Source organism: Streptomyces dysideae (genome assembly GCF_001514305.1).
GTDB lineage: Bacteria > Actinomycetota > Actinomycetes > Streptomycetales > Streptomycetaceae > Streptomyces > Streptomyces dysideae.
Genome location: NZ_KQ949080.1, coordinates 40,998 through 65,468, shown reverse-complemented (window position 1 = coordinate 65,468; position 24,471 = coordinate 40,998). Strand labels below are relative to the sequence as shown.

At 69.5% G+C, this 24,471-nt stretch carries 26 protein-coding genes and 2 pseudogenes; 22 read left to right on the top strand and 6 right to left on the bottom strand.

What is annotated here, in order from left to right:
* Positions 1–71 precede the first annotated feature (71 nt).
* The 17 genes and pseudogenes from AQJ91_RS12270 (at position 72) to AQJ91_RS12200 (ending at position 13,922) form a co-directional block, all read left to right on the top strand.
* The gene (locus tag AQJ91_RS12270) at positions 72–1,052 is read left to right on the top strand and encodes a Gfo/Idh/MocA family protein (protein WP_067019659.1); all 981 of its coding nucleotides are present in this window, start codon (positions 72–74) and stop codon (positions 1,050–1,052) included.
* Complete coding sequence (locus AQJ91_RS53495; RefSeq protein WP_067019656.1) at positions 1,049–1,804, top strand: hypothetical protein; 756 nt, start codon at positions 1,049–1,051, stop codon at positions 1,802–1,804. Before AQJ91_RS12270 ends, AQJ91_RS53495 begins: the two co-directional genes overlap by 4 nt.
* Positions 1,786–2,637: a sugar phosphate isomerase/epimerase family protein gene (locus AQJ91_RS53490; protein WP_067019653.1), complete on the top strand. Its 852-nt coding sequence runs from the start codon at positions 1,786–1,788 to the stop codon at positions 2,635–2,637. Before AQJ91_RS53495 ends, AQJ91_RS53490 begins: the two co-directional genes overlap by 19 nt.
* Positions 2,634–3,431, top strand: coding sequence for a sulfotransferase (locus AQJ91_RS12255; protein WP_067019650.1), 798 nt, complete (start codon positions 2,634–2,636; stop codon positions 3,429–3,431). The genes AQJ91_RS53490 and AQJ91_RS12255 overlap by 4 nt, the downstream gene beginning before the upstream one ends.
* Before the next feature lie 38 nt (positions 3,432–3,469).
* Positions 3,470–3,865 (top strand): VOC family protein, encoded by a 396-nt coding sequence (locus AQJ91_RS12250; protein WP_067019647.1) that lies wholly within the window; start codon positions 3,470–3,472, stop codon positions 3,863–3,865.
* A 134-nt stretch (positions 3,866–3,999) separates the two neighbouring features.
* Positions 4,000–4,152: pseudogene (locus AQJ91_RS57740) on the top strand (NAD(P)-binding domain-containing protein); the annotation flags it as partial.
* A gap of 43 nt (positions 4,153–4,195) precedes the next feature.
* Positions 4,196–4,462: a hypothetical protein gene (locus tag AQJ91_RS57735; protein WP_067019645.1), complete on the top strand. Its 267-nt coding sequence runs from the start codon at positions 4,196–4,198 to the stop codon at positions 4,460–4,462.
* Positions 4,462–4,692: a hypothetical protein gene (locus AQJ91_RS57730; RefSeq protein ID WP_067019642.1), complete on the top strand. Its 231-nt coding sequence runs from the start codon at positions 4,462–4,464 to the stop codon at positions 4,690–4,692. Before AQJ91_RS57735 ends, AQJ91_RS57730 begins: the two co-directional genes overlap by 1 nt.
* 86 nt (positions 4,693–4,778) lie before the next feature.
* A complete protein-coding gene (locus tag AQJ91_RS12235) occupies positions 4,779–5,843 on the top strand; it encodes a GDSL-type esterase/lipase family protein (RefSeq protein WP_234382131.1) in 1,065 nt (354 codons plus the stop codon).
* Between the two features lie 149 nt (positions 5,844–5,992).
* Positions 5,993–6,883, top strand: coding sequence for an AfsA-related hotdog domain-containing protein (locus AQJ91_RS12230; RefSeq protein WP_159054533.1), 891 nt, complete (start codon positions 5,993–5,995; stop codon positions 6,881–6,883).
* Positions 6,880–7,506, top strand: a complete 627-nt coding sequence (locus tag AQJ91_RS12225) for a methyltransferase family protein (protein WP_067019633.1) — start codon at positions 6,880–6,882, stop codon at positions 7,504–7,506. Before AQJ91_RS12230 ends, AQJ91_RS12225 begins: the two co-directional genes overlap by 4 nt.
* Positions 7,507–7,512: 6 nt before the next feature.
* Positions 7,513–10,287, top strand: a complete 2,775-nt coding sequence (locus AQJ91_RS12220) for a PEP/pyruvate-binding domain-containing protein (RefSeq protein WP_067019630.1) — start codon at positions 7,513–7,515, stop codon at positions 10,285–10,287.
* Entirely contained in the window at positions 10,284–11,180 is an 897-nt protein-coding gene (locus AQJ91_RS53485; protein WP_067019627.1) for a hypothetical protein, read from the top strand. The genes AQJ91_RS12220 and AQJ91_RS53485 overlap by 4 nt, the downstream gene beginning before the upstream one ends.
* A complete protein-coding gene (locus AQJ91_RS12210; protein ID WP_067019624.1) occupies positions 11,177–12,112 on the top strand; it encodes an NAD-dependent epimerase/dehydratase family protein in 936 nt (311 codons plus the stop codon). Before AQJ91_RS53485 ends, AQJ91_RS12210 begins: the two co-directional genes overlap by 4 nt.
* Positions 12,113–12,660: 548 nt before the next feature.
* On the top strand, positions 12,661–13,059 hold the full coding sequence (locus AQJ91_RS55440) for an IS110 family transposase (protein ID WP_407696848.1): 399 nt from the start codon (positions 12,661–12,663) through the stop codon (positions 13,057–13,059).
* A gap of 147 nt (positions 13,060–13,206) precedes the next feature.
* Complete coding sequence (locus AQJ91_RS54395) at positions 13,207–13,590, top strand: transposase (protein WP_199847912.1); 384 nt, start codon at positions 13,207–13,209, stop codon at positions 13,588–13,590.
* A gap of 68 nt (positions 13,591–13,658) precedes the next feature.
* A complete protein-coding gene (locus AQJ91_RS12200) occupies positions 13,659–13,922 on the top strand; it encodes a hypothetical protein (protein WP_067019621.1) in 264 nt (87 codons plus the stop codon).
* Here AQJ91_RS12200 and AQJ91_RS57330 read toward each other — a convergent pair.
* From AQJ91_RS57330 to AQJ91_RS12185, 4 genes are all read right to left on the bottom strand, one after another.
* Positions 13,898–14,122 (bottom strand): UTRA domain-containing protein, encoded by a 225-nt coding sequence (locus AQJ91_RS57330; RefSeq protein WP_267891182.1) that lies wholly within the window; start codon positions 14,120–14,122, stop codon positions 13,898–13,900. The genes AQJ91_RS12200 and AQJ91_RS57330 overlap by 25 nt on opposite strands.
* Positions 14,094–14,546 carry a UTRA domain-containing protein gene (locus tag AQJ91_RS12195; protein WP_267891187.1) on the bottom strand — a complete coding sequence of 151 codons (453 nt, stop codon included), beginning with the start codon at positions 14,544–14,546 and terminating at the stop codon, positions 14,094–14,096. Before AQJ91_RS12195 ends, AQJ91_RS57330 begins: the two co-directional genes overlap by 29 nt.
* A 566-nt stretch (positions 14,547–15,112) precedes the next feature.
* Positions 15,113–17,827 (bottom strand): aconitate hydratase AcnA, encoded by a 2,715-nt coding sequence (acnA, locus tag AQJ91_RS12190; RefSeq protein WP_067019617.1) that lies wholly within the window; start codon positions 17,825–17,827, stop codon positions 15,113–15,115.
* Between the two features lie 209 nt (positions 17,828–18,036).
* A complete protein-coding gene (locus tag AQJ91_RS12185; RefSeq protein WP_067019614.1) occupies positions 18,037–18,942 on the bottom strand; it encodes an SMP-30/gluconolactonase/LRE family protein in 906 nt (301 codons plus the stop codon).
* A 101-nt stretch (positions 18,943–19,043) separates the two neighbouring features.
* Here AQJ91_RS12185 and AQJ91_RS12180 point away from each other — a divergent pair, with 101 nt between their 5' ends.
* The 4 genes from AQJ91_RS12180 (at position 19,044) to AQJ91_RS12170 (ending at position 23,424) form a co-directional block, all read left to right on the top strand.
* Positions 19,044–19,481 (top strand): Lrp/AsnC family transcriptional regulator, encoded by a 438-nt coding sequence (locus AQJ91_RS12180; RefSeq protein WP_067020147.1) that lies wholly within the window; start codon positions 19,044–19,046, stop codon positions 19,479–19,481.
* On the top strand, positions 19,478–21,523 hold the full coding sequence (locus AQJ91_RS12175) for an NAD(+) synthase (protein ID WP_067019610.1): 2,046 nt from the start codon (positions 19,478–19,480) through the stop codon (positions 21,521–21,523). The genes AQJ91_RS12180 and AQJ91_RS12175 overlap by 4 nt, the downstream gene beginning before the upstream one ends.
* 98 nt (positions 21,524–21,621) lie before the next feature.
* Entirely contained in the window at positions 21,622–21,819 is a 198-nt protein-coding gene (locus AQJ91_RS49185; RefSeq protein WP_079084845.1) for a DUF4236 domain-containing protein, read from the top strand.
* A 75-nt stretch (positions 21,820–21,894) separates the two neighbouring features.
* Positions 21,895–23,424, top strand: a complete 1,530-nt coding sequence (locus AQJ91_RS12170) for a helix-turn-helix domain-containing protein (protein WP_067019607.1) — start codon at positions 21,895–21,897, stop codon at positions 23,422–23,424.
* Positions 23,425–23,613: 189 nt separating this feature from the next.
* Here the strand turns inward: AQJ91_RS12170 and AQJ91_RS12165 are convergent, their stop codons facing one another.
* Entirely contained in the window at positions 23,614–23,829 is a 216-nt protein-coding gene (locus AQJ91_RS12165; RefSeq protein WP_067019604.1) for a hypothetical protein, read from the bottom strand.
* Positions 23,830–23,944: 115 nt separating this feature from the next.
* On the opposite strand from AQJ91_RS12165, the pseudogene AQJ91_RS49180 reads away from it, so the two are divergent.
* A pseudogene (locus tag AQJ91_RS49180) lies at positions 23,945–24,145 on the top strand (helix-turn-helix domain-containing protein); the annotation flags it as partial.
* On the opposite strand, the gene AQJ91_RS54390 reads toward AQJ91_RS49180, so the two are convergent.
* Positions 24,059–24,274, bottom strand: coding sequence for a hypothetical protein (locus AQJ91_RS54390; protein ID WP_199847920.1), 216 nt, complete (start codon positions 24,272–24,274; stop codon positions 24,059–24,061). The pseudogene AQJ91_RS49180 and the gene AQJ91_RS54390 overlap by 87 nt on opposite strands.
* Positions 24,275–24,471 lie beyond the last annotated feature (197 nt).

The window sequence follows — 24,471 nt, the reverse complement described above, 5'->3', positions numbered from 1 at the left end:
AGCGGACACGGCCGACGGCGGGCCCCAGCGCCGAATCCCATCACTGTCGCCGCGGCTTCCAAGGAGAGATGATGACCAGCCGGATTCATCGGAACAACAACCCTGTGGGAATCGCTGTCGTCGGCTGCGGTCGTGCGGCCCGGCAACACGTGGAGGCAGTACGCCTGGCTGGTGCCGGACGCATCGTGGCCGTGGTCGGTGTGGACCGGGGCCGGGCGGACGAGCTGGCCCGGATGGCGGGGGCCACCCCCCGATCCCTGGACGACGTGCTCGCGGACACGCGGATCGACGCCGTCGCCGTCTGCACCCCGCCGGACTCCCATGTGAGCATCGCGACCTCGGCACTGCGTGCGGGCAAGGGTGTCATCGTCGAGAAGCCGGTCGCGCGCACCAGCGACGAGCTGGAGACCATGCTCGCCGCCGCCAAGGCCTCGGGCGCCCCTGCTCTGGCGATGCTGCAGCACCGCGGGAGCCTTCCGGACGACGCTCTGACAGATCAGTGGACGGCGGACGCCACCGCGACGATCGAGGTGCTGCAGCCCCGACCGCGCGCTCACTATCTCTCGAACGCCTGGAAGCACTACCCCGACCGTTCCGCTGGTGGGCACATCGCCCATCTGGCAGTGCATTGCCTGGACATGGCGTGCCAACTGCTCGGGACACCCACCAGGGTCACCGGACTGACGGAATGCCGCGATGCCGCCGGTATCGAGACACGCGCGACACTCGCCATCCAGTTCGCCGGCGGTCCGCTGATGAGTGTCCTCAGCAGCGCCCATCCGGCTCCCCCGTCGGAGCGCCTGCACGTGGTGGACGGCGACCGCGAACTGCTCGTCACCGACAAGGGCACGGAATACCGCGTCGCCGGCCGGGCGGAGTCCCTGCCTCCGGTCCCCCCGCCGGAGTTGCGTGCCGCCGTCTACCAGGAACTGCGGGCGGCCGTACGCGGTGAGGCCGCCCCGGATCGCCATGCCCTCCGGCGGGCCCGGGACGTCACCGCTCTGCTGGCGGAGGTACGCCGTCTCACCCCGGTCAAGGAGCCTGTGTCATGACCCCGTTGGTGGGTGTTTCCTCCTCCAGCCTGCCCCACGCGTCCGCGCCGGAACTGTTGCATATCGCGACGAGGATCGGTGCCCAGTGCCTCGACCTGTGGGCGGGCCGGGGCGAGGGCTGGGATCCACAGCTCGACCTGATCGCCGAGCGGATGCCGGTCGCCTTCGTCGGTGTCAGCGCCACACTCGGCTCCGGAGTACCGGCCGATCTGACGCCCGGTGTCATGCGCGTCGTCCTCAAGCGCCGCATCCCGCTGCGGCTCTTCGTCGCCCCCCTGGCCGACGTGGCGGCCGTACGCCGCTTCGGCGCCGATGTCGACCGGCTGCGCGACACCTGGGGACCGGACCTGAGGCTCGTCGTCGAGCCGCACGCCGCCACACCCACCCTCGCGCTGCTCGACGAGGTCCTCGCCCAGCACGGGATCGGAGCGGTGGTGGACACCCTGGGCCTGGTGCGCCTGCGTGCCTCGATCGCCGCGGCGCGGGCGTTTCTGCTGCGGCACGCGGTCGCCGTTCAGGTCAAGGGGCTCACGAGGCGCGACGGCACCTACCGACATGTAGGGCTCAACAGCACGCCGTCGCTGACCGCGTGGACGCTCACGCTGATCGACGGCGCCGCACTCCCCGTCACCGTCGAGACGAGGTCCGGCACCGCCGCCCAGGACATCCGTATCCTGCGGCGAGCACTGACGTCACACCACCACCCGTTGCCCGTACCCCCGGAGGTTGCGTCATGCGTCTCTGTATCCTGACCGACGAGATCAGCCAGGATCTCGACGAGGTCCTGGCCGTCTGTACCCGTCACGGTTTCACCGCGATCGAGGTCCGGTCCGTCTGGAACATCCCGCCCCACGAGCTCACCCTCCACCAGTGCAAGGAGATCGCCGCCCGTGCAGCCGCGTCGGGCATCTCCGTCGCCGGGTTCGCCAGTCCGGTCTTCAAGACCGAACTCCCATCGGGCCATGTGCAGTTGGCCGCCTCCGAGGCGCTGCTGAACCGATCGCTGGAGCAGTGCGCGGCCCTCGGCACCGATCTGCTGCGTGTCTTCTCCTTCTTCCGTTCCGGAGCCCCGGACGTCGCCAGGGCCGCCGAGGCGATCGGCACTGTGCTGGACCGGGTGCCCACGGACGGCGTCACCGTGGGCTTCGAGACCGGTACCCGTACCAACACCCCGAGCGCCACCCTCACCCAGCAGCTCCTGGACGCCCTCGGGCGTCCCAGCACCGGGATGATCTGGGATCCCGGCAACACGGTCTTCAGCGGTTTTGGCGACGGCTCCGGCCTCTGCGGCCTCGAGGACATACAGCCGGAGGCGCTCGCCCACATCCACGTCAAGGACCCGGTGGGTACCAGCGAATACGTCGAGCTGGGCCACGGCAGTCTCCCCTGGCCGGCCATCCTGTCCGCCCTCCGCGCCCGCGGATACGACGGTTGTCTGTCCCTGGAGACGCACTGGCGCCGTACGCGTGTGCTCACCGCGAACGAGCGGGACGAGCCGTGGGGAGATGGGTTCTCCGCGGGCGGGCGCGAGGCCAGTGAGGCATGCATGGCCACGCTCGCGGCCTGGGTGAAGGACGCGGAATGACACCGACGGATCCTCTGCTGCTCGTGGGTCCACAGCGGTCGGGTACCACGGCGCTCGCCGGAGCACTCTCCAGCGCGTTCGCCGCGGCGGGAGGCTGCTTCACCGTCAACGGAAAGCTCCCCTATCTGCTGCGCCGCTGGTGGACCGACCCGGACGCCGAGGCCCTGCACCTGCGCGCGGACGAGGTCACGCACGCGCTCACCCGAATCCCGCCGCACGGAGACGGATCCGAGGAGTGGCTGGCGCGGGCCCGTACGGCCCTGCTGGGCAGCACCCGCCGGGCCGCCCACGGCAGCGCGGAGCCCGCCACGAGCGACGAGATCCGCAGGGTCTGCGCCGAGGCGTACGGCCCGGGACCGTGGGGCGACAAGTACAACGAGTACCTGCTCGAACTGCCCTGGCTCCATGCGACGTTTCCCAACGCGCGCTGGGTGTTCCTGGTGCGCGAGCCGGAGGAGGCCATCGCCTCGATGCTCCGCTGGCAGCGGGACAAACCGTGGAACCCGGACAGTGCCTCGGCCGCATCGGCGAAGTGGGCCCACTGGACGTCACGTTGGCTTGCCTTCCGGGCATCCGTACCCGCCCGTAGACGGATCGAGTTGGACTACGGCTCCCTGTGCGAGGGCAGCCATGACGCCCTGTCCGAGTTCGTCTGCGTGGACCTGGCGCCTCACCTCGCCGGATTTCGACGGCAGGCGGCCGACCGGCCCCGTCCCGAGCTCTGTCCGGAGGCGCTGTCCGTCCGGGCCGAGCTGGTACACAGAGGAGTCCTCGGCGATCACCGCCGGGACTGACCCTGAGTTCCACCTACTCGTTCCATGAGGAGATCACCATGACCGGTGCTTCGCACCGCTTCGAGCGCCTGCATCACGTCCAGGTGAGCATGCCCGCCGACGAGGAGGACGTCGCCCGCGCCTTCTACTCCGGCGTTCTCGGCATGACGGAGATCGAGAAGCCGCCCGTCCTTGCCAAGCGCGGCGGTGCCTGGTTCCGTGCGCACGGCGTCGAGTTGCACCTGGGCGTCGAGCAGGACTTCCGGCCGGCCAAGAAGGCACACCCCGCGTTTCTTGTCGACGACCTCGACAGCCTCGCGGCGCACCTGGCCGCGCACGGCACCACACCGCGCTGGGACGGTGACTTTCCGGGCCACCGCCGCATCTACGCGGACGACCCGTTCGGCAACCGGCTGGAGTTCCTGCAGCCGGAACCGGTGCCGGACGACAACTAGTTGAGACTCCCTGTCCTGGCGGCACTGGTGAACCGGCGTCATCACGAGGACCAACCGGTGCCGCCCGGACAGGGAGGCCGCACCACAGACGCTCAACCGCCGTACAGGGCAGCTTGAAGGAGGTGTTCTGATCCATGCGAGAAGTAACGAAGCGGAACAGCACGGAACAGGCCGATGTCGTGGTGATCGGACTCGGTTACGTGGGGCTGCAGCTCGCCCGTGAGGCGGTACGCGCGGGACTCGACGTGATCGGATACGACCGGAACCACGCGGTGGCGGACTCGCTCACCGAAGGACGCTCCCACCTGGGGGACATATCCGACGGACGACATGCGCGACATGCGCGCGAACGGGTTCCGCGCCGTGTCCGACGAATCCGAACTGCCGACTGCGAAGACGGTGGTGATCTGCACGCCGACCCCGCTGTCCGACGCGGACGACTCCGGCCGCACGGCCGGGAACACCTACCGCTACGTCAGCATCGCCCTCGTCAACGAGACGGCGGCCTTCCCCCATGAACTCGGTGTGGATCTGTGGGACGCGATCCGAATCACCCTTCGCACAAGCTCCGTACGCTGGGTTATCCGTTCCGCCTGATGGAAATCGCAGCGGAGATCAACGGCGCCGACGTGCTCCTGCTGGGCGTCACCTACAAGGAGGATGTCGCCGACCTCCGCGCGTCGCTGGTGGTGCTGACCATATTGACGCAGGCGCACAGCGACTACGACGTGAACGCGATCGCGGAGCGCTCGCGGCTCCTGCTCGACACCCGCGGCAGGCTCGAACCGCGCGGGACGGCGGTGGCCGCACGGGCGGAGAAACTGTGAGCGCGGCGCATGCCAAAGCCTGAAGCACAACGACGACAACCTGACGAGGGTGCCCCATGAGCATGCGTGAAGGGAACACAGGCACGATGACGCGAATCGCCCCTGACGACAGCCGGCTCTCCTACCACGGTGCCGTCTCGCTACAGCACACCGACGACGGCATCGCTCCGTGGCGAGTGCCGCACGAGGACAGCCGCCTCTTCTTCCCCAAGGGAGGGCTCGGCAGAGCGGCCATGCCGTCCGGGGTTCGGGTCGCCTTCAGCACGGACAGCCGCCACGTGACGTGCAGGTACCGAGCGACGCCGCCTCCCGAGGTCATCGGGCCTCAGGAGACGGCGCGGCTCGATGTCGTCGTGGACGGTGAACTGCGCCAACGCGTCCTTCTGGACACGGAGGACCCCGAGGCCGAGCTCACGGTGTCTGGCCTGTCGGGGCAGATGTCCACCATCGAGTTGTGGCTGCCTCACTTCAACCAGTTCGTGCTCCGCGGCTTCGACATGGACAAGTCGGCCCGGATCGAACAAGTACCGGTCCCGGGTACACGCTGGGTGCACTACGGGAGTTCCATCTCGCAGGGCCGCGGCGCCGCGGGGCCGTCCGAGACATGGACCTCGGTGCTGGCCCGTACCGCGCACCTGGACCTCACTTCGATGGCCATGGGCGCCGGGTGTCACGCGCAGCCCATCTTCGCGAGCCTTGCCCGCGACCTGCTGCCGGAACTCTTCACGGCATGCCTGGGGATCAATCCGTACTATTTCGGCAGCCTCAACGAGCAGACCTACCAGTCCTCGGTGATCGGGTTCGTCCGCACGGTGCGAGAGAGCAACCCCGATACGCCCATCGTGGTGATGTCCACGGTGTACCTGCCCGAGCGGGAGGACGATCCGGGCCCGGTCGGCATGACGCTCAAGGAATACCGGGCGGAGACGGAGGAAGCCGTGGCCCGGGTGCGCGACCACGGTGACCCGCTGGTGCACTACCTCGACGGGTTGAGCCTGTGGGGCCCGGGCGACGAGAGGCTGATGCTGGAGCCGGAGGGCATGGACCGGATTCATTTCAACTCCGAGGGCCACCGGGTCTTCGCCCGGCGCATGCTCGACGCCCTCGTCGGCATGGGAGTGGTCAAGCAGGCGGACGAGGACGGGTGCTGAGCCGCACACCCCGGTGCGGTGACGCCACCACGCACGGGCATGGCCAAGCCCTCCTGCCTTCGGCAAGCCCCGAACCGCTCCGCCCGCACCATCGCCGACCAGTATCGGACCGGGCATCAAGGGTTCCACGAACAGTAGGGAGAAAGCCAGTGACGACGTCGGTTGCCGAACGCACAGGTCGCAGTGTGGCCTTCCCTCGCAAGCGCCTGGTCTGGGAGGCCGAACTCGCCATCGACGAGACTGATCCGTTCTTTTTCGACCACCCGCTGGAACATGTGCCGGCGATGCTGATGATGGAGAGCGCACTGGCGCTGGCCGGGGAGGCGGTCGCCGCGGCCGGTCACGGACAGCCGCACGGCTTCCGCCAACTCGCCCTGGAATTCCATCGGTTCTGCGAGCTGAACAGCCAGCCGACGATGCGGGTGTGGGAGGCCGAGCGTCCGGGCCACTGGCGGGTCGAGTTACGGCAGAACGACACACTGATCGCGGCGGGCTCCGTCGCGCCCTTCGCCGCCCGGGGCGAGGAGGCCGCCGACGACACCCCCCTGCCGGGCGCCGTGCCGCCCGTACCGGCGGTACTCGTGCACCGGGCCCGGCAGGAGAACGTACTGATCGGCGCGCTGTGCCGGCGCGGGACAGACGACTACACCGCCGAGTTGCTGACCCCGCCCCCTCGTCACCACCTGCGCCGCGTCGGCGGCCGACTGCGGCCACTGGGTGAACTGATCGAGGGCGTACGGCAGTTCGTTACGCTGCTCGGGCACGAGGCCAGGGACGTGGCCGTGGACCACCGGCTGGTGGTGACCCGGATCGAGATCACGCTGGAGCGTCCGGTGCGGCGTGCGGAGCGCGTCCTGCTGCGCACCCGCAGCCTCCCCGAGGCACGCCGCCGGGGCACGGGAACGATGTCCTTCTCCCTGTCCGGCGCCGGGGACGCGGGGGACATCGGCACCGCGCAGGTCACCGGAGTCGCGATGTCGGCGGAGGCCTACGCGCGGCTGCGGGCCAGCCGCCGCCAGTCCGGGGAAGCGGCCCGGTGAAGAGGCTGGAAAGCGTGTTCCCACCGCTGCTGTTCCTGTCCGGGCTGGCCGCGCTCGGCCATGGCCTGGCCACCGGGACCGGCGTCGTCCGGGTCGCCCTCGGACTGTACCTCGTGTGGACGCTGCTGGAGTTGCGCATCACCTTCCGCGTCCACCCGGGCGACGCCGGTGGAGACGACGCGGCGAGCATGCCGCTGTACGGGCTGGCACGTGGCGCGGTGGTGGCCTCCGCGGTGTTCGTTCCGCCGCTGTGGGCCCCCAGCGATGCCGTGTTCCAAGGTGTGGCGCTGGCGGTGTTCGTAGCGGGCGTCGTCCTGCGACTGGGAGCGATACGGCAACTCGGGAGGTTCTACTCCCACAAGGTGCGCACGCTGACCGATCACATGATCGTGCGAAGCGGCCCGTACCGGCTGGTGCGGCACCCCGCGTACTCGGGAATGGTCGTGGGCCACATCGGGTTCGTCGCACTGCTGCTCAATCCCGTGTCCCTGTTCGCCCTGGTCGGGCTGCTGGTGCCGGCCATTGTGCACCGGATCCGCGTCGAGGAGCGGACCTTGATGGAGCTGACCGGCTATCCGGACTACGCGCGCGGTCGCAAGCGCCTGGTCCCCGCGGTGTGGTGACGAGTGATGAAGATGCCGGACATCCGGAGCAAGAAGAACCGCCCCCGTCACGACCGCCCCGTCCCCCGTGTGCTCACCGGCGCGCAGGTGACCGCGAACCTGGCCGGCCACAAGTTGGCACGACTGGCCCGGCTCACCGCGGCCGGAGTGCGGGTGCCGCCGTTCTATGCCCTGTCCACGGACTGCTTCCGCGCGGTCGCCGGGCCGCTGCGGGACCGTATCGACAAGGAGATAGCAGCCACCGACTTCGGCAACCGGGCGGCGGTCGAGGACACCTCGGCCCGTATCCGGGACCTGCTGGAGCGGGCGACGCTGCCGCCGGGTCTGGAGGAGGAGATCCTTGCCGCGTACGACGCGGCCTTCTCCCCGGGCACCCTGGTGGCCGTACGCGCCTCGGTGACCGGCCAGGGCGGCGGTACGGCCGGGGACGAGCCGGGCGGCGAGGATTCCTCGCGGGATGCCTTCGCCGGGATGAGCGACAGCTTCCTGTACGTGCGCCGCTCAGAACTGGTCGACCGCGTCCGGCACTGCTGGGCATCCGGTTTCAACGCCGAGTCGCTGCTGTACCGGCACGCGCAGGGCCATGACCCGGGCGGCGCCCAAGTGGCCGTGGGAGTCCAGAGGATGGCGCTGGGCGAGCGCTCCTTCGTCATGTTCACCTGCGATCCGCGCACCGGCGCCGCCGACACCGTGATCGCCGCGGCCTACGGCATCGGCGAGGGCGTCGTCCAGGAACGGGTGGGAGTGGACCACTACTTCCTGCGGGCCGGTGCCGCCGATGCCGTGGAGAGCCGGATCGCCACCAAACCCGAAAAACTCGGCCTGGACCCCGAACGGCCCCAGGACGGCCCCGTGCCGCTGCCCGTACCGCGACACCTGCGGGAGCGGCCGGTACTGAGCGAGGAGGAGATCCGTGCCCTGGCCAGTACGGGCTGCACGATCGAGCGGCTGTTCGGCGCGCCGCAGGACATCGAGGGCACCTTCACCGCCGACGGCACCCTGCACCTGGTGCAGTCCCGCCCGGTCACCATCGACGCGAGTCTGCGCAGGCAGTGGAGCAACGCGAATGTCACCGAGAGCTTTCCCGGTGTCACCACCACACTGACGTACACCTTCGCCCAGGACTTCTACCGCACGATCTTCTACGACCTGTACCGCAGGATGGGCGTACCCGCGCACACCCTGCACCGCAACCAGCCGTACCTGGACCGGATGATCGGGCTGCACCACGGGCGTATCTACTACGAGCTGAACGCCTGGTACCACCTGCACCAGCAGCTGGCCGTCTTCCCGCTGGTGCGCGGCGGCTGGGAGAAGATGATGGGCCTCAGCCAGCCCCCTGGGAGGCCCGAGGCAGCCGTCGGGCCACTGCAGCTGGCCGGCCCGGCCGCCGCCGTCGCCTACCGGTTCGCGGTCCACGACAGGGCGATGCGCTGCTTCGAGAGCTGGTGGGAACGGGTCATCGCATCCCGTCGCGACCGGGACTGGGCGGCGCTCGACCCGCTGGCGCGCATCCGCGACTTCCAGGAAGTCTGGGCCGACGTCGGGGAGCATTGGGGGGTCACCCTCATGAACGACTCGGCGCTCAGCACCACGGCGGGCATCGTCGAGAAGCTGCTGAAGGCCTGGGTTCCGGGTTCCGCCCAGGACTCGCTGCTGAGCGATCTGCTGTGCGGGGACGAGGACAACCACAGCGTGGACGTGGTGCTTTCGGTGGTACGACTCGCGGAGTACGCGCGCACCGTGCCAGGACTGCAGTCGGCACTCGACGACCGCCCGCTCCGTGAGGTATGGCAAGAGGTCGAACAGGGCCGGTTCGGCGACACGTTCCCACAGCGCGTCGTCGAGCACCTGCGCCGCTATGGCGACCGCGGGCTCCAGGAACTCAAGATGGAGCAGCCCTCACCACGGCAGACGCCTTGGGAACTGCTGCGGCTGGTCGGCGAGTACGCACAGGCCGGGCTGGAGAGCGAGGAGCTGCGCCGACGCGAGCTGCGGATCAGGGCGGACGCCGAACAACGGCTCGCCACGGCGCTGGCCAGGCATCCGGTACGCCGTCGGACGCTGTCCGCCCTGCTCGCCCGGCTGCGCCGCTACATCCGCTACCGGGAGAACTCCCGTTACCGCCGCAGCGAGCTGTTCGGGCTGGCCAAGGAGGTTTTCCGTACCCTCGGAGCGGATCTCACCGCACGCGGGGCACTGCGGGAGGCCGACGACGTCGTGCATCTGACTCAGACCGAGCTGTTCGGCTACTTCGACGGGACCGCGCCCGCCGAAGACCTGCGCGGCCTCGCGGAGGCCCGCCGGCGCGAATACGAGTCGGCCGTCGCCGCGGCCGACGAAACCGAACTCCCCCTGCGCTTCACCACGCTCGGGCCGGTGCGCGACACCCGCCCCCAGCAGCCCGCCGCCGAGCGTCGCTCGGCCGCGCCGCCCTCCGGGGACGGGCTGACCCTGCGCGGCCTCGGCTCCAGCGGCGGCCGGGTGCGGGGCGTAGCACGGGTCGTCCTCGATCCCGGGGCATACCGTGATGACGGTGAGGCACCGATTCTGGTCGCCCGGGAAACCGACCCCGGCTGGCTGTTTCTGATGCTGCGAGCGTCAGGGATCATCGTGGAGCGCGGCACGCTGCTGTCGCACACCGCCATCACCGGCCGGAAATTCGGCATCCCGACCATCGTGGCCGTCCCCGGCGCCACCACGGCGATCCTTGACGGCGCGATGGTGGAGATGGACGGGGCGAGCGGCGTGGTGACCATCGTGGAACAGGACTCGGCATGACGGTGCTCGGCAAGCTGGGGCGCTTTGTCCTGGCGGTGTTCACCCCTCAGGTGTACGTGACGTACGGAGTGCTGTGGGCACTGGCGCTCGAGGGCACGGCCGCCCTGCTGGCCCAGGGGTCATGGCAGCCTTCGGCCGGCACGGCCGTGCGCGCCGCGACGGTCGTGCTCGCCCTGCTGTATCTGCGGATGATCGACGAGCAGAAGGACATGGAGTACGACCGGATGCACAACCCAGGCCGTCCGCTGGTGACCGGAGCGGTCACCCAGCGGGAACTGCGGGTGGCGATGGTCGTCCTCGCGGCGCTGCTGGTAGCGCTCAACGCCGGACTGCCGGCGGCCGCACTGCTCGTACTGCTCTGCCAGTTGGTGTACGCGCTCGGGCTGGTTGCCCTGGAACGGGCCTCGGCCCGGGTCAGGGAGGGGCTGCTGCTCAATCTGGCGGTCACCTATCCAGTGCAGTTGCTGCTGAGCTGTTACGTCTACCTCTCCGCGGAGGGAGAGCAGGGCAGCTGGCTGGGCTGGCGGGCCATCCCCCTGGTGGGAGTGTTCGTCGCGGTGTTCCTGCACTTCGAGTTCGCCCGTAAGACGTCCTGGTCCGGCGCCGGGAACGCACGGCTGTACTCGGGTCGGCTCGGCCCGCTGGGCAGCGCCGGTACGGCGATGGGCTGTGCCGTACTGGCCGCCGCGCTGCAACTGACGCTGTTGCGCCCGTGGCGGGAGAGCGGCGCGGATGCGGCGTGGGCACTGCTCCCCTACGCGGCGCTGGTGTTCCCTCTCCTCGCGCTGCCGCGCTTCCTGCGGCGGCGCACGGGAGCCTGGCCGGTGCCCCTGGCGATGGGCTACGTCGTGACCAGTTATCTGACGTTGACGATCCAGGCTGGTGCGTTGTGATTCTGCTGACCGGAGCGAGTGGATTCATCGGCGGCCGGGCTGCCTCCTTACTGCGCGGGCGGCTGCCGGATCCAGCCGCCCTGCGGGTGCTGACCCATCGGCGTACGGCCGGAATCGAAGCCGAGTACTTCGCCGCCGATCTCGCCGACCCCGCCTCGTTGCACGGCTGCTGCGACGGTGTGGAGACCGTGGTGCACCTCGCATCGGCTGTCGAGGCCGACGCGGCCACCTGTGAGGCGGTCAACGTGCGAGGCACCCAGGCGCTGCTGGCCGAGGCCCGCCGGGCCGGTGTGCGGCGGATCATCGCGCTGAGCACCGCCGCCGTCTACGGCGACGGTCCATACGCCGGCATCGCCGAGGACGAGGTACCGCTCGCCCCCGCCTCCCCGACCAGCCGCAGCCGGGCGGCGGCCGAGCGCGCGGTACTGACCGCAGGCGGTACGGTGCTGCGGCCCATGTTCGTCTACGGTCCCGGGGACATGTGGTTCATACCGACCCTGGCCAGAGCGCTGACCCGGACCCCGGTCACCGTGAACGGCGGCCGGGCCCGGCTGTCGCTGATCTCGGTCGAGGACCTGGCCAAGGTGATCGCCGCCCTGGCGCTGTCGCCGGCCCCGCCGGCCGCGTCGACCAGGCCCCGAGTCCTGCACGTGAACCACCCGGAGCCGGTCCGCGTCCTGGAGCTGTACGAGCTGTTGGCCGAACACCTCGATGTGCCGCGCCCGACCGGGGATCTGGACTACACGGACGCGCTGGCCTTCGCGGGACCTGAAAAGGCCCGGCAGGTGGGGATGGTCGCGCTCGACCGCCACTTCGACAGCACCCGCGTCTGGCGGGAGACCGGCCTCACCGCCGGTTCGCTGCGTGACCGGTTCCCTGCCTGCGCCCCCTGGTACCGGCAGCATCTCGGTGCGCGGACCGTCGACCGCTGAAGCGCCCTGGGCGGCGCTGCCTGTCTCGCTCACTGCGACGTCCGCGCCGCGGCCGGTCCGAGCCCCGTCCCGGCGCCGACGATCCCGAGCGGGTTCATGCGCTCGCCTCGGTGCTCAGGGTAGGTGCTCCCAGCCGACGAGGCCGCGTCCACGCACGTGGTGTACGGCGCTGAGCGGGTCCTCGACCTCCGCGCATGTCCGCTCGCGTGTCGGCGATCCGGCGCCCAAGGTCGGTACACCACGTCCTCAATGTCATGCTGCTGGGTGGCTTCGTGGGCTCGCTCCACCACGTCCTGCCCGTTCGACGGTGGCCATGTCCACTTGTGCGGCCCGTGAAGCCCTGGTCGGTGTGGCTTCACAGGAGCGCGGCATCGCCCCGATTGAGGAGTGCCCCCGACCGGCCCGCTCTTACCCAAGGGACGGAAGGGAGACCGGCCGATGATGGTCTTCGGAATCGACGCGCACAAGCGCAACCACACCGCTGTCGCTGTGGACGACCACGGACGCAAGATCGGCGAGCGCACCTAACCAGCGCCGACCACCTCCGGCTGCTGGCCTGGGCGAAGAAGTGGGGCGACGATCGGTTGTGGGCCGTGGAGGACTGCCGGCATTTGTCCCGCCGACTGGAGCGGGACCTCCTTGCAGCTGGCGAGCGGATCGTGCGGGTCCCGCCGAAACTGATGGCGAACTGCCGGAGCGCGGCCCGCACTTACGGCAAGTCCGACCCGATTGACGCGCTTGCCGTCGCGAGGGCGGCCCTGCGCGAACCCGACCTGCCCACCGCCTGCCTGGATGGCGTCGCGCGGGAGATACGCCTGCTGGTCGACCACCGCGACGACCTCGTCGCTGAGCGCACCCGGATCATCAACAAGCTGCGCTGGCACTTGCACGAGATCGACCCCGGCCTGGACCCGCCGGCCCGCTGCCTTACCGTGCCAAGCACCTGAGGGCCCTGGCCACGGAACTCGCCGACAAGGACGGCACGGTGGCCCGTCTGGCCAGGCAACTGGTGGAGCGGTCGCCCGACTCACCGCCGACATCCGTTCCCTGGAAGCAGAGCTCGGTGCCCTCGTCACCGAGGCGGCACCCGCCTATTGGCGATCCCAGGGTGCGGCATCCTGAACGCGGCGAAGATCCTCGGAGAGACCGCCGATATCCGCCGGTTCCACTCCAAGAGCGCCTACGCCCGTCACAACGGCACCGCGCCGCTGCCGGTCTGGTCAGGAAACCGCGAACGTCATCGGCTCTGCCGTACCGGCAACCGGCAACTCAACGCGGCCCTGCACCGGATCGCTGTCACCCAGGCGCATTACCATCCCGACGCCCGGGCCTACCTCCAGCATCGGCGCGAGGCCGGGAACACCAACACCGAAGCGATCCGCGCGCTCAGGCGCTGCCTGCCAGATGTCGTCTACCGGGCCCTCCTCCATGACAGCGAGGCCAGCACCGATCAACCAGCCGCCGTACGCGCCGCCTGATTGACATAGGAGCAAGTGGACGTGACCGCACCCGGATCAGCCCTCCAGAGGCATGTGAGCGGGCGCCCATGGACCTGCTCATCCACCTCGGCGGGAGAGCGGCCGCGCTGCTCGCCCTCGGTGCCGTCGTCCGCGGGGCGTGGCGGGTGAACCGCCGAGTCGTCACCATCATCGACGCCGTCCAGGAGCTGTCACCGAACTCCGGGCACTCGATCAAGGATCAGGTGACCAGCACAGCTCGGGACATGGCGGAGATGAAGGAGTGCGCCCCCTGCGTGTCCCAGACGGACATGCAGGGGGCGTTTCGTCATGCCTGGGGCTGCTCCCCGTAGATGGCCACCCACCGGTCTCCGCGCATCACTATGCCGACGGTCTCGACGGGGCGGCCGGTGGCCTGGTCGTAGTACGTCCGCTCGACGAACAGCGCCGGGCCGGGCGCCGTCATCCCGAGAGCCTGCGCCTCGGCCCGCGTCGCCACGCGGGCGCGCACACGCTCGACGGGGTTACCGACCTCGATGCCGAGGACCCGCATCCGTGCGGCCACCCCCAACGCCCGCGTATGGCCCTACCTCGGGCAGCGCAATCAGCAACTGACCGGTGAGCGCGAGCGGCTTCCACGACTCGGCGAGCTGCACCGGCTTGTCGTCGGCCAGGTACACGTAGGAGGTGTGCGTGACCGCGTCTCCGGCCGCGATGCCGAGCCGCGCGGCCACCGTGTCGCCGGCCTGCTCGGTGGTCGACTCGTGCCGCCACGTACCTACCGCGCCCTGCTCGGCCGTTCCCTCCGCGAAAGGGGAGTCCTCGCTGCGCTTGCGGTGGCGGCGGACCAGGAGATCGGGGGTGTCGCGACCGCGGACGTAGTGGCCGGCGCCGTGCCGGGACACGACGAGGCCGTAATCGACGAGCAGCTTGTACGCGGCGCTGGCCACGCTGTTGCTGCCTCCGTATTGCTTGATGATCTCGGCAACGGATGGGAGGCGGGTTCCGGGCGGGAGTCCCCCGACTCGATCAGGGCGCGCAGCTCCTCGGCAACGCGCAGGTACAGGGGCGTCTCGGTGCTCACTGTCCGCCTCCTCTCATGTGACTTACGTGACAGAGTAGTCAGTAGTCAGCCCCCGTTACTCTCGTGCGAGAGTCGCTCACCACGACGCGGGGCCCGCGCTTGTACGCGACCGCACCGGAGGCCCGCGACCCGCCGCGATCAACCTCGCCCGCATCGACGCCCACATCACCGGCCAACCACGAGCCCGCACCCGCACCCGCACCCGCACCCGCACCCGCCACTTCGCAGCACTTCGCCCCGCCGATCAAACGATCGACGGGGCGAAGTAGGCAGGCCCCGAATTAACCAACAGCGTCCTGGTACCAGGTGCGGGGCTCTTCGTCGTCGTAGGATGCGCAGCTCCGCTCCGGCAACAGGTCGCGTGCGATCATGCTCGCAGGAGCGTCTTCCGCCCCGTCGCGCGCGAGCGCCCTGCCCCCGCGCGCGAGATGCAGGGGCAGGGCGCTCGTTCACATCAGGTCAAGAACCGGCAAGTTGGCGCAGCACGTAGTGCATGATGCCGCCGTTGCGGTAGTAGTCGGCCTCGCCGGGGGTGTCGATGCGGACGACCGCGTCGAACTCGACGCCCGTGTCGGTGGTGACCTTGACCGTGCGCGGCGTGGTGCCGTTGTTCAGCTCCTCGACGCCGGTGAAGGAGAAGGTCTCCTCGCCGGACAGACCGAGGGCCTCGGCCGAGGCACCCTCCGGGAACTGGAGCGGGAGGACGCCCATGCCGATGAGGTTCGAGCGGTGGATGCGCTCGTACGACTCGGCGATGACGGCCTTGACGCCGAGGAGCGCGGTGCCCTTGGCGGCCCAGTCGCGGGACGAGCCGGAGCCGTACTCCTTGCCGGCCAGGACGACCAGCGGGACGCCCTGCTCGATGTAGTTGCGCGAGGCGTCGTAGATGAAGGAGACCGGAGCGCCGTCGACGGTGAAGTCGCGGGTGTAGCCGCCTTCCGTGCCCGGCGCGATCTGGTTGCGCAGGCGGATGTTGGCGAACGTACCGCGGATCATGACCTCGTGGTTGCCGCGGCGGGAACCGTACGAGTTGAAGTCGCGGCGCTCGACGCCGTGCTCCGTCAGGTACTTGCCGGCCGGGGTGTCGGCCTTGATCGCACCGGCCGGGGAGATGTGGTCGGTGGTGACCGAGTCGCCCAGCTTGGCGAGCACACGCGCGCCGGAGATGTCGGAGACCGGGGTGGTCTCCATCGTCATGCCCTCGAAGTACGGAGGCTTGCGGACGTACGTGGACTGCGGGTCCCACTCGAAGGTGTTGCCGGTCGGGATCGGCAGCGCCTGCCACTGGGCGTCGCCCGCGAAGACGTCGGCGTAGGACTTGTTGAACATGTCCTCGCCGATGGCGTTCGCCACGACGTCGTTGACCTCGGCCTCGGAGGGCCAGATGTCGGACAGGTAGACCGGCTTGCCCTCCTGGTCGATGCCCAGGGCGTCCTTGGTGATGTCCACCTTCATGGAGCCCGCGAGGGCGTAGGCGACGACCAGCGGCGGGGACGCCAGGTAGTTCATCTTGACGTCGGGGTTGATCCGGCCCTCGAAGTTGCGGTTGCCGGAGAGCACCGAAGTGACGGCCAGGTCGTGCTCGTTGACGGCCTTGGAGACCTCCTCCGGCAGCGGGCCGGAGTTGCCGATGCAGGTGGTGCAGCCGTAGCCGACGAGGTTGAAGCCGACCTTGTCGAGGTAGGGGGTGAGCCCCGCCTTGTCGAAGTAGTCGGTGACGACCTTGGAGCCCGGGGCGAGGGTGGTCTTGACCCACGGCTTGCGGGTCAGGCCCTTCTCGACCGCCTTCTTGGCCACCAGCGCGGCGGCGACCATGACGTACGGGTTGGACGTGTTGGTGCAGGAGGTGATGGCCGCGACGGTCACCGCGCCGTGGTCGATCTCGTACGTCGAGCCGTCGGGGGCCGTGACCGTGGTCGGACGGGTCGGCACACCGTTGGAGGTGGCCGGGGCGTCGGAGGCCGGGAAGGACTCCTTGCCCGCCTCCTCGTCCTCGGAGACGTAGTTGCGGACGTCCTGCGCGAACTGCTGCGAGGCGTTGGCAAGGACGATGCGGTCCTGCGGGCGCTTCGGGCCGGCGATCGACGGGACGACGGTCGACAGGTCCAGCTCGAGCTTCTCGGAGAAGTCCGGCTCGGCCTTCGGGTCCAGCCAGAGGCCCTGCGCCTTGGCGTACGCCTCGACGAGCGCCAGCTGCTGCTCCGAACGGCCGGTCAGCTTCAGGTACTTGATGGTCTCGTCGTCGATCGGGAAGATCGCGGCGGTGGAGCCGAACTCCGGCGACATGTTGCCGATGGTGGCGCGGTTGGCAAGGCTCGTCGCCGCCACACCCTCGCCGTAGAACTCGACGAACTTGCCGACGACACCGTGCTTGCGGAGCATCTCGGTGATGGTCAGCACCAGGTCGGTGGCGGTGGTGCCGGGGGTGAGCTCGCCGGTCAGCTTGAAGCCGACGACGCGCGGGATGAGCATCGAGACGGGCTGACCGAGCATGGCCGCCTCGGCCTCGATACCGCCGACGCCCCAGCCCAGCACACCGAGGCCGTTGACCATGGTGGTGTGCGAGTCGGTGCCGACGAGGGTGTCGGGGTACGCCTGCCCGTTGCGGACCATGACGGTCCGGGCGAGGTGCTCGATGTTCACCTGGTGGACGATGCCGGTGCCCGGCGGGACGACCTTGAACTCGTCGAAGGCGGTCTGGCCCCAGCGCAGGAACTGGTAGCGCTCGCGGTTGCGGCCGTACTCCAGCTCGACGTTCTGCGCGAAGGCCTCGTTCGTGCCGAACTTGTCGGCGATGACGGAGTGGTCGATGACCAGCTCGGCCGGAGCGAGCGGGTTGATCTTCGCCGGGTCGCCGCCGAGCTCCTTGACGGCCTCACGCATGGTGGCGAGGTCCACGACACAGGGCACGCCGGTGAAGTCCTGCATGATCACGCGGGCCGGCGTGAACTGGATCTCCTGCGACGGCTGGGCCTGCGAGTCCCAGCCGCCGAGGGCGCGGATGTGGTCGGCGGTGATGTTCGCGCCGTCCTCGGTGCGGAGCAGGTTCTCCAGCAGGACCTTGAGGCTGTACGGCAGGCGGGCCGAGCCCTCCACCTTGTCCAGCCGGAAGATCTCGTACGAGTCGTCGCCCACCTGCAGCGTGCTGCGGGCGTCGAAGCTGTTCGCCGACACGACAGTCTCCTTCATTTTTGTGCGCTTACCACCGCATCCTGCCGCCACACCGTCTTGGCCGATCCGCTAAGGTAAGGCTAAGTTAGGTATGCCTTACCACCAGACTGATGACGGTGTGCGACCGCGGTACGCCTCGGCAGATATCTCGATGTCGAGATAACTCTAGTACATGGGGCCGGGATGGTCATGCCCGGCCTCCCTGTCCGCTGTCACCGGGGCAGGCCCGTCACGGACATCAGGAGTGAGTACAGCGAGGTCGTCGCCGTGATGAACAGGCGGTTGTTCTTCGGGCCACCGAAGGCGATGTTGGCGACCGGCTCGGGCACCCGCAGTCTTCCGATCAGTGTGCCGTCGGGGTGGTAGCAGTGCACGCCGTCGTCGAACGCGGCGGCCCACAGCCGCCCCTCGTCGTCGAGGCGGATGTTGTCGAAGCCGCCATCGGCGCGCTCGGCGAAGACCTCGCCCTCCGAGAGGGTGCGGTCGTCATGTACGTCGAAGACGCGGATCTGCCCGGCTCTCGTGTCGGCGACGTACAGCTGCCTTTCGTCCGGCGAGAAGACCAGGCCGTTCGGGCCGCCGAAACCGTCCGCGACCCGGTCGACCCCGCCTGTCACGGGGTCGATCCGATAGACGTCGCAGGTGCCGATCTCGCTCTCGGCGCGGTGCCCCTCGTAGTCGCTGATGATCCCGAAGTCCGGGTCCGTGAACCAGACCGAGCCGTCGGAGCGGACGACCGCGTCGTTCGGGCTGTTGAGGCGCTTGCCCTCGAAGCGGTCGGCGAGCACGGTGACGCGGCCGTCGTGCTCCGTGCGGGTGACCCGGCGGTTGCCCTGCTCGCAGCTCACCAGCCGGCCCTCGCGGTCGAGCGTGTTGCCGTTGACGTGCCCGGCCGGGGAGCGGAAGACCCCGATCACGCCCGTCGCCTCGTCCCAGCGCAGCAGGCGGTCGTTGGGGATGTCGCTCCAGATCAGCTGCCGCCAGGCGGGCAGATAGAGCGGCCCCTCGGCCCAGCGGCAGTCGGCGTGCAGCCGCTCGAGCCGTGCGTCGCCGTTCGCGCACCTGCGGAAGCGCTCGTCCAGGACCTCGTACAGGTTCTTGAGCATCTCGCCGGACATGGCCAACCTCTCTCCGCGAACCCCTAGCTGAATATCATTCACTCTGATCCTAGAATGCCCGAACCAGATATGGTGAAGGTATGGGGATGGTCAACGGAATCGTGGACGCCGTCGACAGGGCACTGATCGCGGAGCTTCAGCGCGACGCCACACAGGCCTACGCGGCGCTCGGCAAGGCGGTCGGCCTGTCGGCCGGCGCGGCTCATGACCGCGTGCGCAAGCTCCGTGAACGCGGTGTCATCCGCCGCACGATCGTGGATGTCGACCCGGCCGCCCTCGGGCGGGGCGTGCTCGCCTTCGTCATGGTCGACTCGTCGGCCTGGATGGGTGACGCGGCCGCATCCTTCGCCGCCCTCCCCGAGATCCAGGAAGCCCACGTCATCGCGGGTACCGCCGCCGTCCTCGTCAAGGTGCGCACGGCCACCACGGAGCAGTTGCAGGACGTCCTGCGGCGGCTCTACGCGATCGAGGGCGTGCGCGGGACCCAGGCGACGGTCGTGCTGGAGACGTTCTTCGAAAGGCCGGTCAGCGCATCGTGAACTTCTGGTCGATCTATCAGCACGGCTTCGCGCGGGTCGCCGCGTGCACCGGCCATGCCGCCATCGCCGAGCCGTACGGCAACGCCGAGGCGGTCCTGAGACAAGGGCGCCGATGCGCGCAGGAGGGGGTCGCCGTCACCGTGTTCCCCGAACTCTGCCTGTCCGGCTACTCGATCGAGGACCTGCTGCTCCAGGACGCGTTGCTCGACGAGGTCGAGGGGGCGCTCCAGGCCGTGGTGGCCGGGTCGGCGGATCTGCTGACCATGCTCGTCATCGGTGCCCCGCTGCGCCATCGCCACCGCATCTACAACTGCGCGGTCATCGTGCACCGCGGGCGGATCCTCGGTGTCGCACCCAAGTCCTACCTGCCGAACTACCGCGAGTTCTACGAACGCCGGCAGATCGCCGCAGGCGACGACGAGCGCGGCGGCACGATCCGCGTCGGCGGCGCGACCGTGCCGTTCGGCACGGACCTGCTCTTCGCGGCGGAGGACGTCCCCGGCCTGGTGCTGCACGCGGAGATCTGCGAGGACATGTGGGTGCCGGTGCCCCCGAGCGCGGAGGCGGCGCTGGCCGGAGCAACCGTCCTCGTCAATCTCTCGGGCAGCCCGATCACGGTCGGGCGAGCCGAGGACCGGCGGCTGCTGTGCCGCTCGGCGTCCGCGCGCTGCCTTGCCGCCTACGTCTTCGCGTCGGCCGGACTGGGCGAGTCGTCCACCGACCTGTCCTGGGACGGCCAGACCATGATCTACGAGAACGGTGTCCTGCTGGCCGAGACCGACCGGTTCCCGCAGGGCGATCAGTACGCGGTGGCCGACATCGACCTCGACCTGCTGCGGCAGGCCCGCCACAGGACGGGCACGTTCGACGACAACCGCCGTACCCACGCCGCGCGTACCGGCGGCTTCCGTCATGTGCCGTTCCGGCTCGACCCGCCCGCGACCGACCTCGGACTGCGTCGCCGCATCGAGCGGTTCCCGTTCGTGCCGGCCGACCCCGACCGCCTCGCCCAGGACTGTTACGAGGCCTACAACATCCAGGTGTCGGCACTGCAGCAGCGACTGGCGGCGATCGGCGGCCCGAAGATCGTCATCGGAGTGTCGGGAGGCCTCGACTCCACGCATGCGCTGATCGTCGCCGCCCGGGCCATGGACCGCGCGGGCCGCCCCCGCAGCGACATCCTGGCCTTCACGCTGCCCGGTTTCGCGACCGGCGAGCACACCAAGGGCAACGCCCACGCGTTGATGCGTGCGCTCGGCGTCACCGCGGCCGAACTGGACATCACGCCGACCGCCCGCCTCATGCTCCAGGAGATCGGTCACCCCTTCTCGTCCGGCGAGCCGGTGTACGACGTGACCTTCGAGAACGTGCAGGCCGGGCTGCGTACCGACTATCTGTTCCGGCTGGCCAACCAGCGCGGGGGCATCGTGCTCGGCACCGGTGACCTGTCCGAACTGGCGCTCGGCTGGTGCACCTACGGCGTCGGCGACCAGATGAGCCACTACAACGTCAACTCCGGCGTGCCGAAGACTCTCATCCAGCACCTGATCCGATGGGTCATCAGCAGTGGCCAGTTCGATGAGGAGGCCAACGAGACGCTGGCCGCGATCCTCGACACGGAGATCAGCCCGGAGCTGGTGCCGGGCGAAGAACTGCAGTCCACCGAGTCCAGGATCGGCCCGTACGCACTGCACGACTTCACCCTCTTCCACATCCTGCGCCACGGCTTCAGGCCGTCGAAGATCGGCTTTCTGGCCTGGCACGCCTGGCACGACCGGGACGCCGGCGCATGGCCACCGATGTTCCCCGAGGCCGAGCGGACAGCGTACGAACTGCCGGAGATCTGGCACTGGCTGGAGACCTTCTGCCGCCGCTTCTTCGGGTTCGCGCAGTTCAAGCGCTCGGCCATGCCGAACGGGCCGAAGGTCCTGGCCGGTGGCTCGCTCTCGCCGCGCGGCGACTGGCGCGCACCGTCCGACAGTACGGCGGAGGCCTGGCTGAGGGACCTCGCCCGCTGGGACGTGCCGCGCGCCGACGAGTAGCGCGGTCGCCTTCGAGGAACATGTCGCGTTCGGCCATCGGTTCGCCAAGCCGGGGTAACCGGACCAGTGCACTGGACGGCCCTCGAAGGGAGACGCACATGCCCCTCACATTCCGTAAGAGCTTCCGGATCCTGCCGGGAGTGCGGCTGAACATCAACCGGCGCTCCTGGTCCATCACCACCGGCGGCCGGCACGGCCCGCGTCGCACGCACAGCAGCACGGGACGTCGTACGACATCGGTTGACTTGCCCGGACCTTTCGGGTGGCGGCGCACCCGTACCGCCAGGCGGCGTTGACGATGCATCAGGGCTGCGTCACCCGAACGGCCCTCCCGGGATGTGCCATCTCATATCTGAGATAGCCTCAACCCCATGGCAGACGACTACCTCGTACGCATCGGCAAGCTCATCCGTGACGCCCGGCAGCACCGCGGCTGGACACAGGCACAGCTCGCCGAGGCGCTCGGCACCAGTCAGAGCGCCGTCAACCGCATCGAGCGCGGCAACCAGAACATCAGCCTTGAGATGATCGCCCGAATCGGTGAAGCCCTGGACAGCGAGATCGTGTCCCTGGGTTACGCCGGCCCGATGCATCTGCGGGTCGTCGGCGGACGTCGGTTGTCCGGCGCCATCGACGTCAAGACCAGCAAGAACGCCTGCGTTGCCCTGCTGTGCGCCTCGCTGCTCAACCAGGGGCGCACGGTACTGCGCCGGGTCGCCCGCATCGAGGAGGTGTACCGCCTGCTGGAGGTGCTCGGCTCGATCGGTGTGCGGACGCGGTGGATCAACGACGGGGTCGACCTCGAGATCGTGCCGCCGGCCGAGCTGGACATGGGCGCCATCGACGCCGACGCCGCCCGCCGTACGCGGTCCATCATCATGTTCCTCGGCCCGCTGCTGCACCGTATGGACCACTTCACGCTGCCGTACGCCGGTGGTTGCGACCTCGGTACCCGGACCATCGAGCCGCACATGATCACGCTGCGCCGCTTCGGGCTGGACATCGCCGCGACCGAGGGGCTGTACCACGCCCAGGTGGACCGGGCGGTCTCCCCGGGCCGCCCGATCGTGCTGACCGAGCGCGGGGACACGGTCACCGAGAACGCGCTGCTGGCCGCCGCCCGGCACGACGGCGTCACCGTCATCCGCAACGCGTCCTCCAACTACATGGTCCAGGACCTGTGCTTCTTCCTGGAGACGCTCGGCGTCCGGGTCGAGGGCATCGGCACCACCACGCTCACCGTGCACGGCGTGCCCACCATCGACGTCGACGTCGACTACTCCCCGTCCGAGGACCCGGTCGAGGCGATGAGCCTGCTGGCCGCCGCGGTGGTCACCGAGTCCGAGCTCACCGTGCGCCGGGTGCCGATCGAGTTCCTCGAGATCGAGCTGGCGGTACTGGAGGAGATGGGCCTCGATCACGACCGTACGCCGGAGTACTTCGCGGACAACGGCCGTACCCGCCTGGTCGACCTGACGGCCCGTCCCTCCAAGCTGGAGGCGCCGATCGACAAGATCCACCCGATGCCGTTCCCGGGCCTGAACATCGACAACGTCCCGTTCTTCGCGGCCATCGCGGCGTCCGCGCAGGGCAAGACGCTGATCCACGACTGGGTCTACGACAACCGCGCGATCTACCTGACCGACCTGAACCGCCTCGGCGGCCGCCTCCAACTCCTCGACCCGCACCGCGTACTGGTCGAGGGCCCGACCCGCTGGCGCGCCGCCGAGATGATGTGCCCGCCCGCGCTGCGGCCCGCGGTGGTGGTGCTGCTGGCGATGATGGCGGCCGAGGGGACGTCCGTACTGCGCAACGTCTATGTCATCAACCGCGGTTACGAGGACCTCGCCGAGCGGCTGAACTCCGTGGGGGCGCAGATCGAGATCTTTCGGGACATCTGAGGGGCGGGTGCCGCCGCACCCATTTGGCCTGCGTAAATGCGGGCCGGAAGGGGGTGCGGCGTGGCCTCGTACACGCTGCCCTGGTGGTAGAGCCGGACCACGTGTACTGCCAGGCACGGGCGGCGTCCTGGCCGTGGCGGAGTTCAGCGGGCCGGTGCTGTTCGCCGAGCCGCCACGTCGTCCTCCGCGCTACCGGCGACGCTGGGAGGACTGATCCGTGCCCTCGCGGTGCAGCGGGCAACGACAGGGCGGGAACTGACCGGACATCAGGGGCGGCAGCCGGTCGTCCGCCATCACGCTCATGGTCCCCAGCTCCTCCGTGACGGAACTGTCTCCCGCGAACACCCGGTAGACGCGGATCGTCATCCGGGGACGGACCGCTTCGGGGGCGTCGTACGAAGGCAAGTGGGGCCTCCCTCACTTCAATTACTCTGGGTGCACACATGGTCGCGTTGTGACGTGTGTGCTCGACAGAGAACTGTGGTCCCGGCCCCAGTGCGGGACGAGGAGGGATGGACCGATGTTCGGCGCCGAGGTCCGACGCCACCGTGAGAAGGCCGGCATGTCACTGCGGCGGCTGTCGGACGTGCTGAACTACAGCAAGTCGCACCTCGCCCGGATCGAGGCGGCCGAGTCACTGCCGTACGACGCCCTTCCGGCGAAGCTGGACGCGTGCTTCGGCACGGACGGGATGTTCGCGCGGCTGCACGCGCTGGCGAAGCGTGGGTGGCGTCGCCCGCGGAGCGTCGGCGACGCAGCAGACCGTGCTGCCGTACTTCCAGCTGCCGAAACGGCGGCTGCGGGGAGCCTCGCACGGGGCGGCCGTGGAGGAATCCGTGGAAGTACTCAACCGAGTACGGAAATCCGGCCTCGCCCGGCGAAGACGGGCCGACCGGCGCGGCACCGGTCCACGGCCCCACGTTCCTCCACACCCCCCAGTTCCACGACGCCGTCCTCTCCCGAGTGCTCTGCCGGGACATCGTGGCATTGGTGACGCCCGCCCGGACGGCCGGGACGACGGGAGGCCGCTCGGTCCGGGCTGGTGAC

What these genes read in the sequence shown, in the direction of transcription:
- AQJ91_RS12270 (WP_067019659.1), top strand. Translation starts at nt 72, where the DNA reads ATGACCAGCCGGATTCATCGGAACAACAACCCTGTGGGAATCGCTGTC.
- AQJ91_RS49185 (WP_079084845.1), top strand. Translation starts at nt 21,622, where the DNA reads ATGCCCCTCACATTCCGTAAGAGCTTCCGGATCCTGCCGGGAGTGCGG.
- AQJ91_RS12235 (WP_234382131.1), top strand. Translation starts at nt 4,779, where the DNA reads ATGACGCGAATCGCCCCTGACGACAGCCGGCTCTCCTACCACGGTGCC.
- AQJ91_RS53485 (WP_067019627.1), top strand. Translation starts at nt 10,284, where the DNA reads ATGACGGTGCTCGGCAAGCTGGGGCGCTTTGTCCTGGCGGTGTTCACC.
- AQJ91_RS57735 (WP_067019645.1), top strand. Translation starts at nt 4,196, where the DNA reads ATGCGCGACATGCGCGCGAACGGGTTCCGCGCCGTGTCCGACGAATCC.
- AQJ91_RS57730 (WP_067019642.1), top strand. Translation starts at nt 4,462, where the DNA reads ATGGAAATCGCAGCGGAGATCAACGGCGCCGACGTGCTCCTGCTGGGC.
- AQJ91_RS12250 (WP_067019647.1), top strand. Translation starts at nt 3,470, where the DNA reads ATGACCGGTGCTTCGCACCGCTTCGAGCGCCTGCATCACGTCCAGGTG.
- AQJ91_RS53495 (WP_067019656.1), top strand. Translation starts at nt 1,049, where the DNA reads ATGACCCCGTTGGTGGGTGTTTCCTCCTCCAGCCTGCCCCACGCGTCC.
- AQJ91_RS12255 (WP_067019650.1), top strand. Translation starts at nt 2,634, where the DNA reads ATGACACCGACGGATCCTCTGCTGCTCGTGGGTCCACAGCGGTCGGGT.
- AQJ91_RS12170 (WP_067019607.1), top strand. Translation starts at nt 21,895, where the DNA reads ATGGCAGACGACTACCTCGTACGCATCGGCAAGCTCATCCGTGACGCC.
- AQJ91_RS53490 (WP_067019653.1), top strand. Translation starts at nt 1,786, where the DNA reads ATGCGTCTCTGTATCCTGACCGACGAGATCAGCCAGGATCTCGACGAG.
- AQJ91_RS12185 (WP_067019614.1), bottom strand. Translation starts at nt 18,942, where the DNA reads ATGTCCGGCGAGATGCTCAAGAACCTGTACGAGGTCCTGGACGAGCGC.
- AQJ91_RS12220 (WP_067019630.1), top strand. Translation starts at nt 7,513, where the DNA reads ATGAAGATGCCGGACATCCGGAGCAAGAAGAACCGCCCCCGTCACGAC.
- AQJ91_RS12200 (WP_067019621.1), top strand. Translation starts at nt 13,659, where the DNA reads ATGGACCTGCTCATCCACCTCGGCGGGAGAGCGGCCGCGCTGCTCGCC.
- AQJ91_RS57330 (WP_267891182.1), bottom strand. Translation starts at nt 14,122, where the DNA reads ATGCGGGTCCTCGGCATCGAGGTCGGTAACCCCGTCGAGCGTGTGCGC.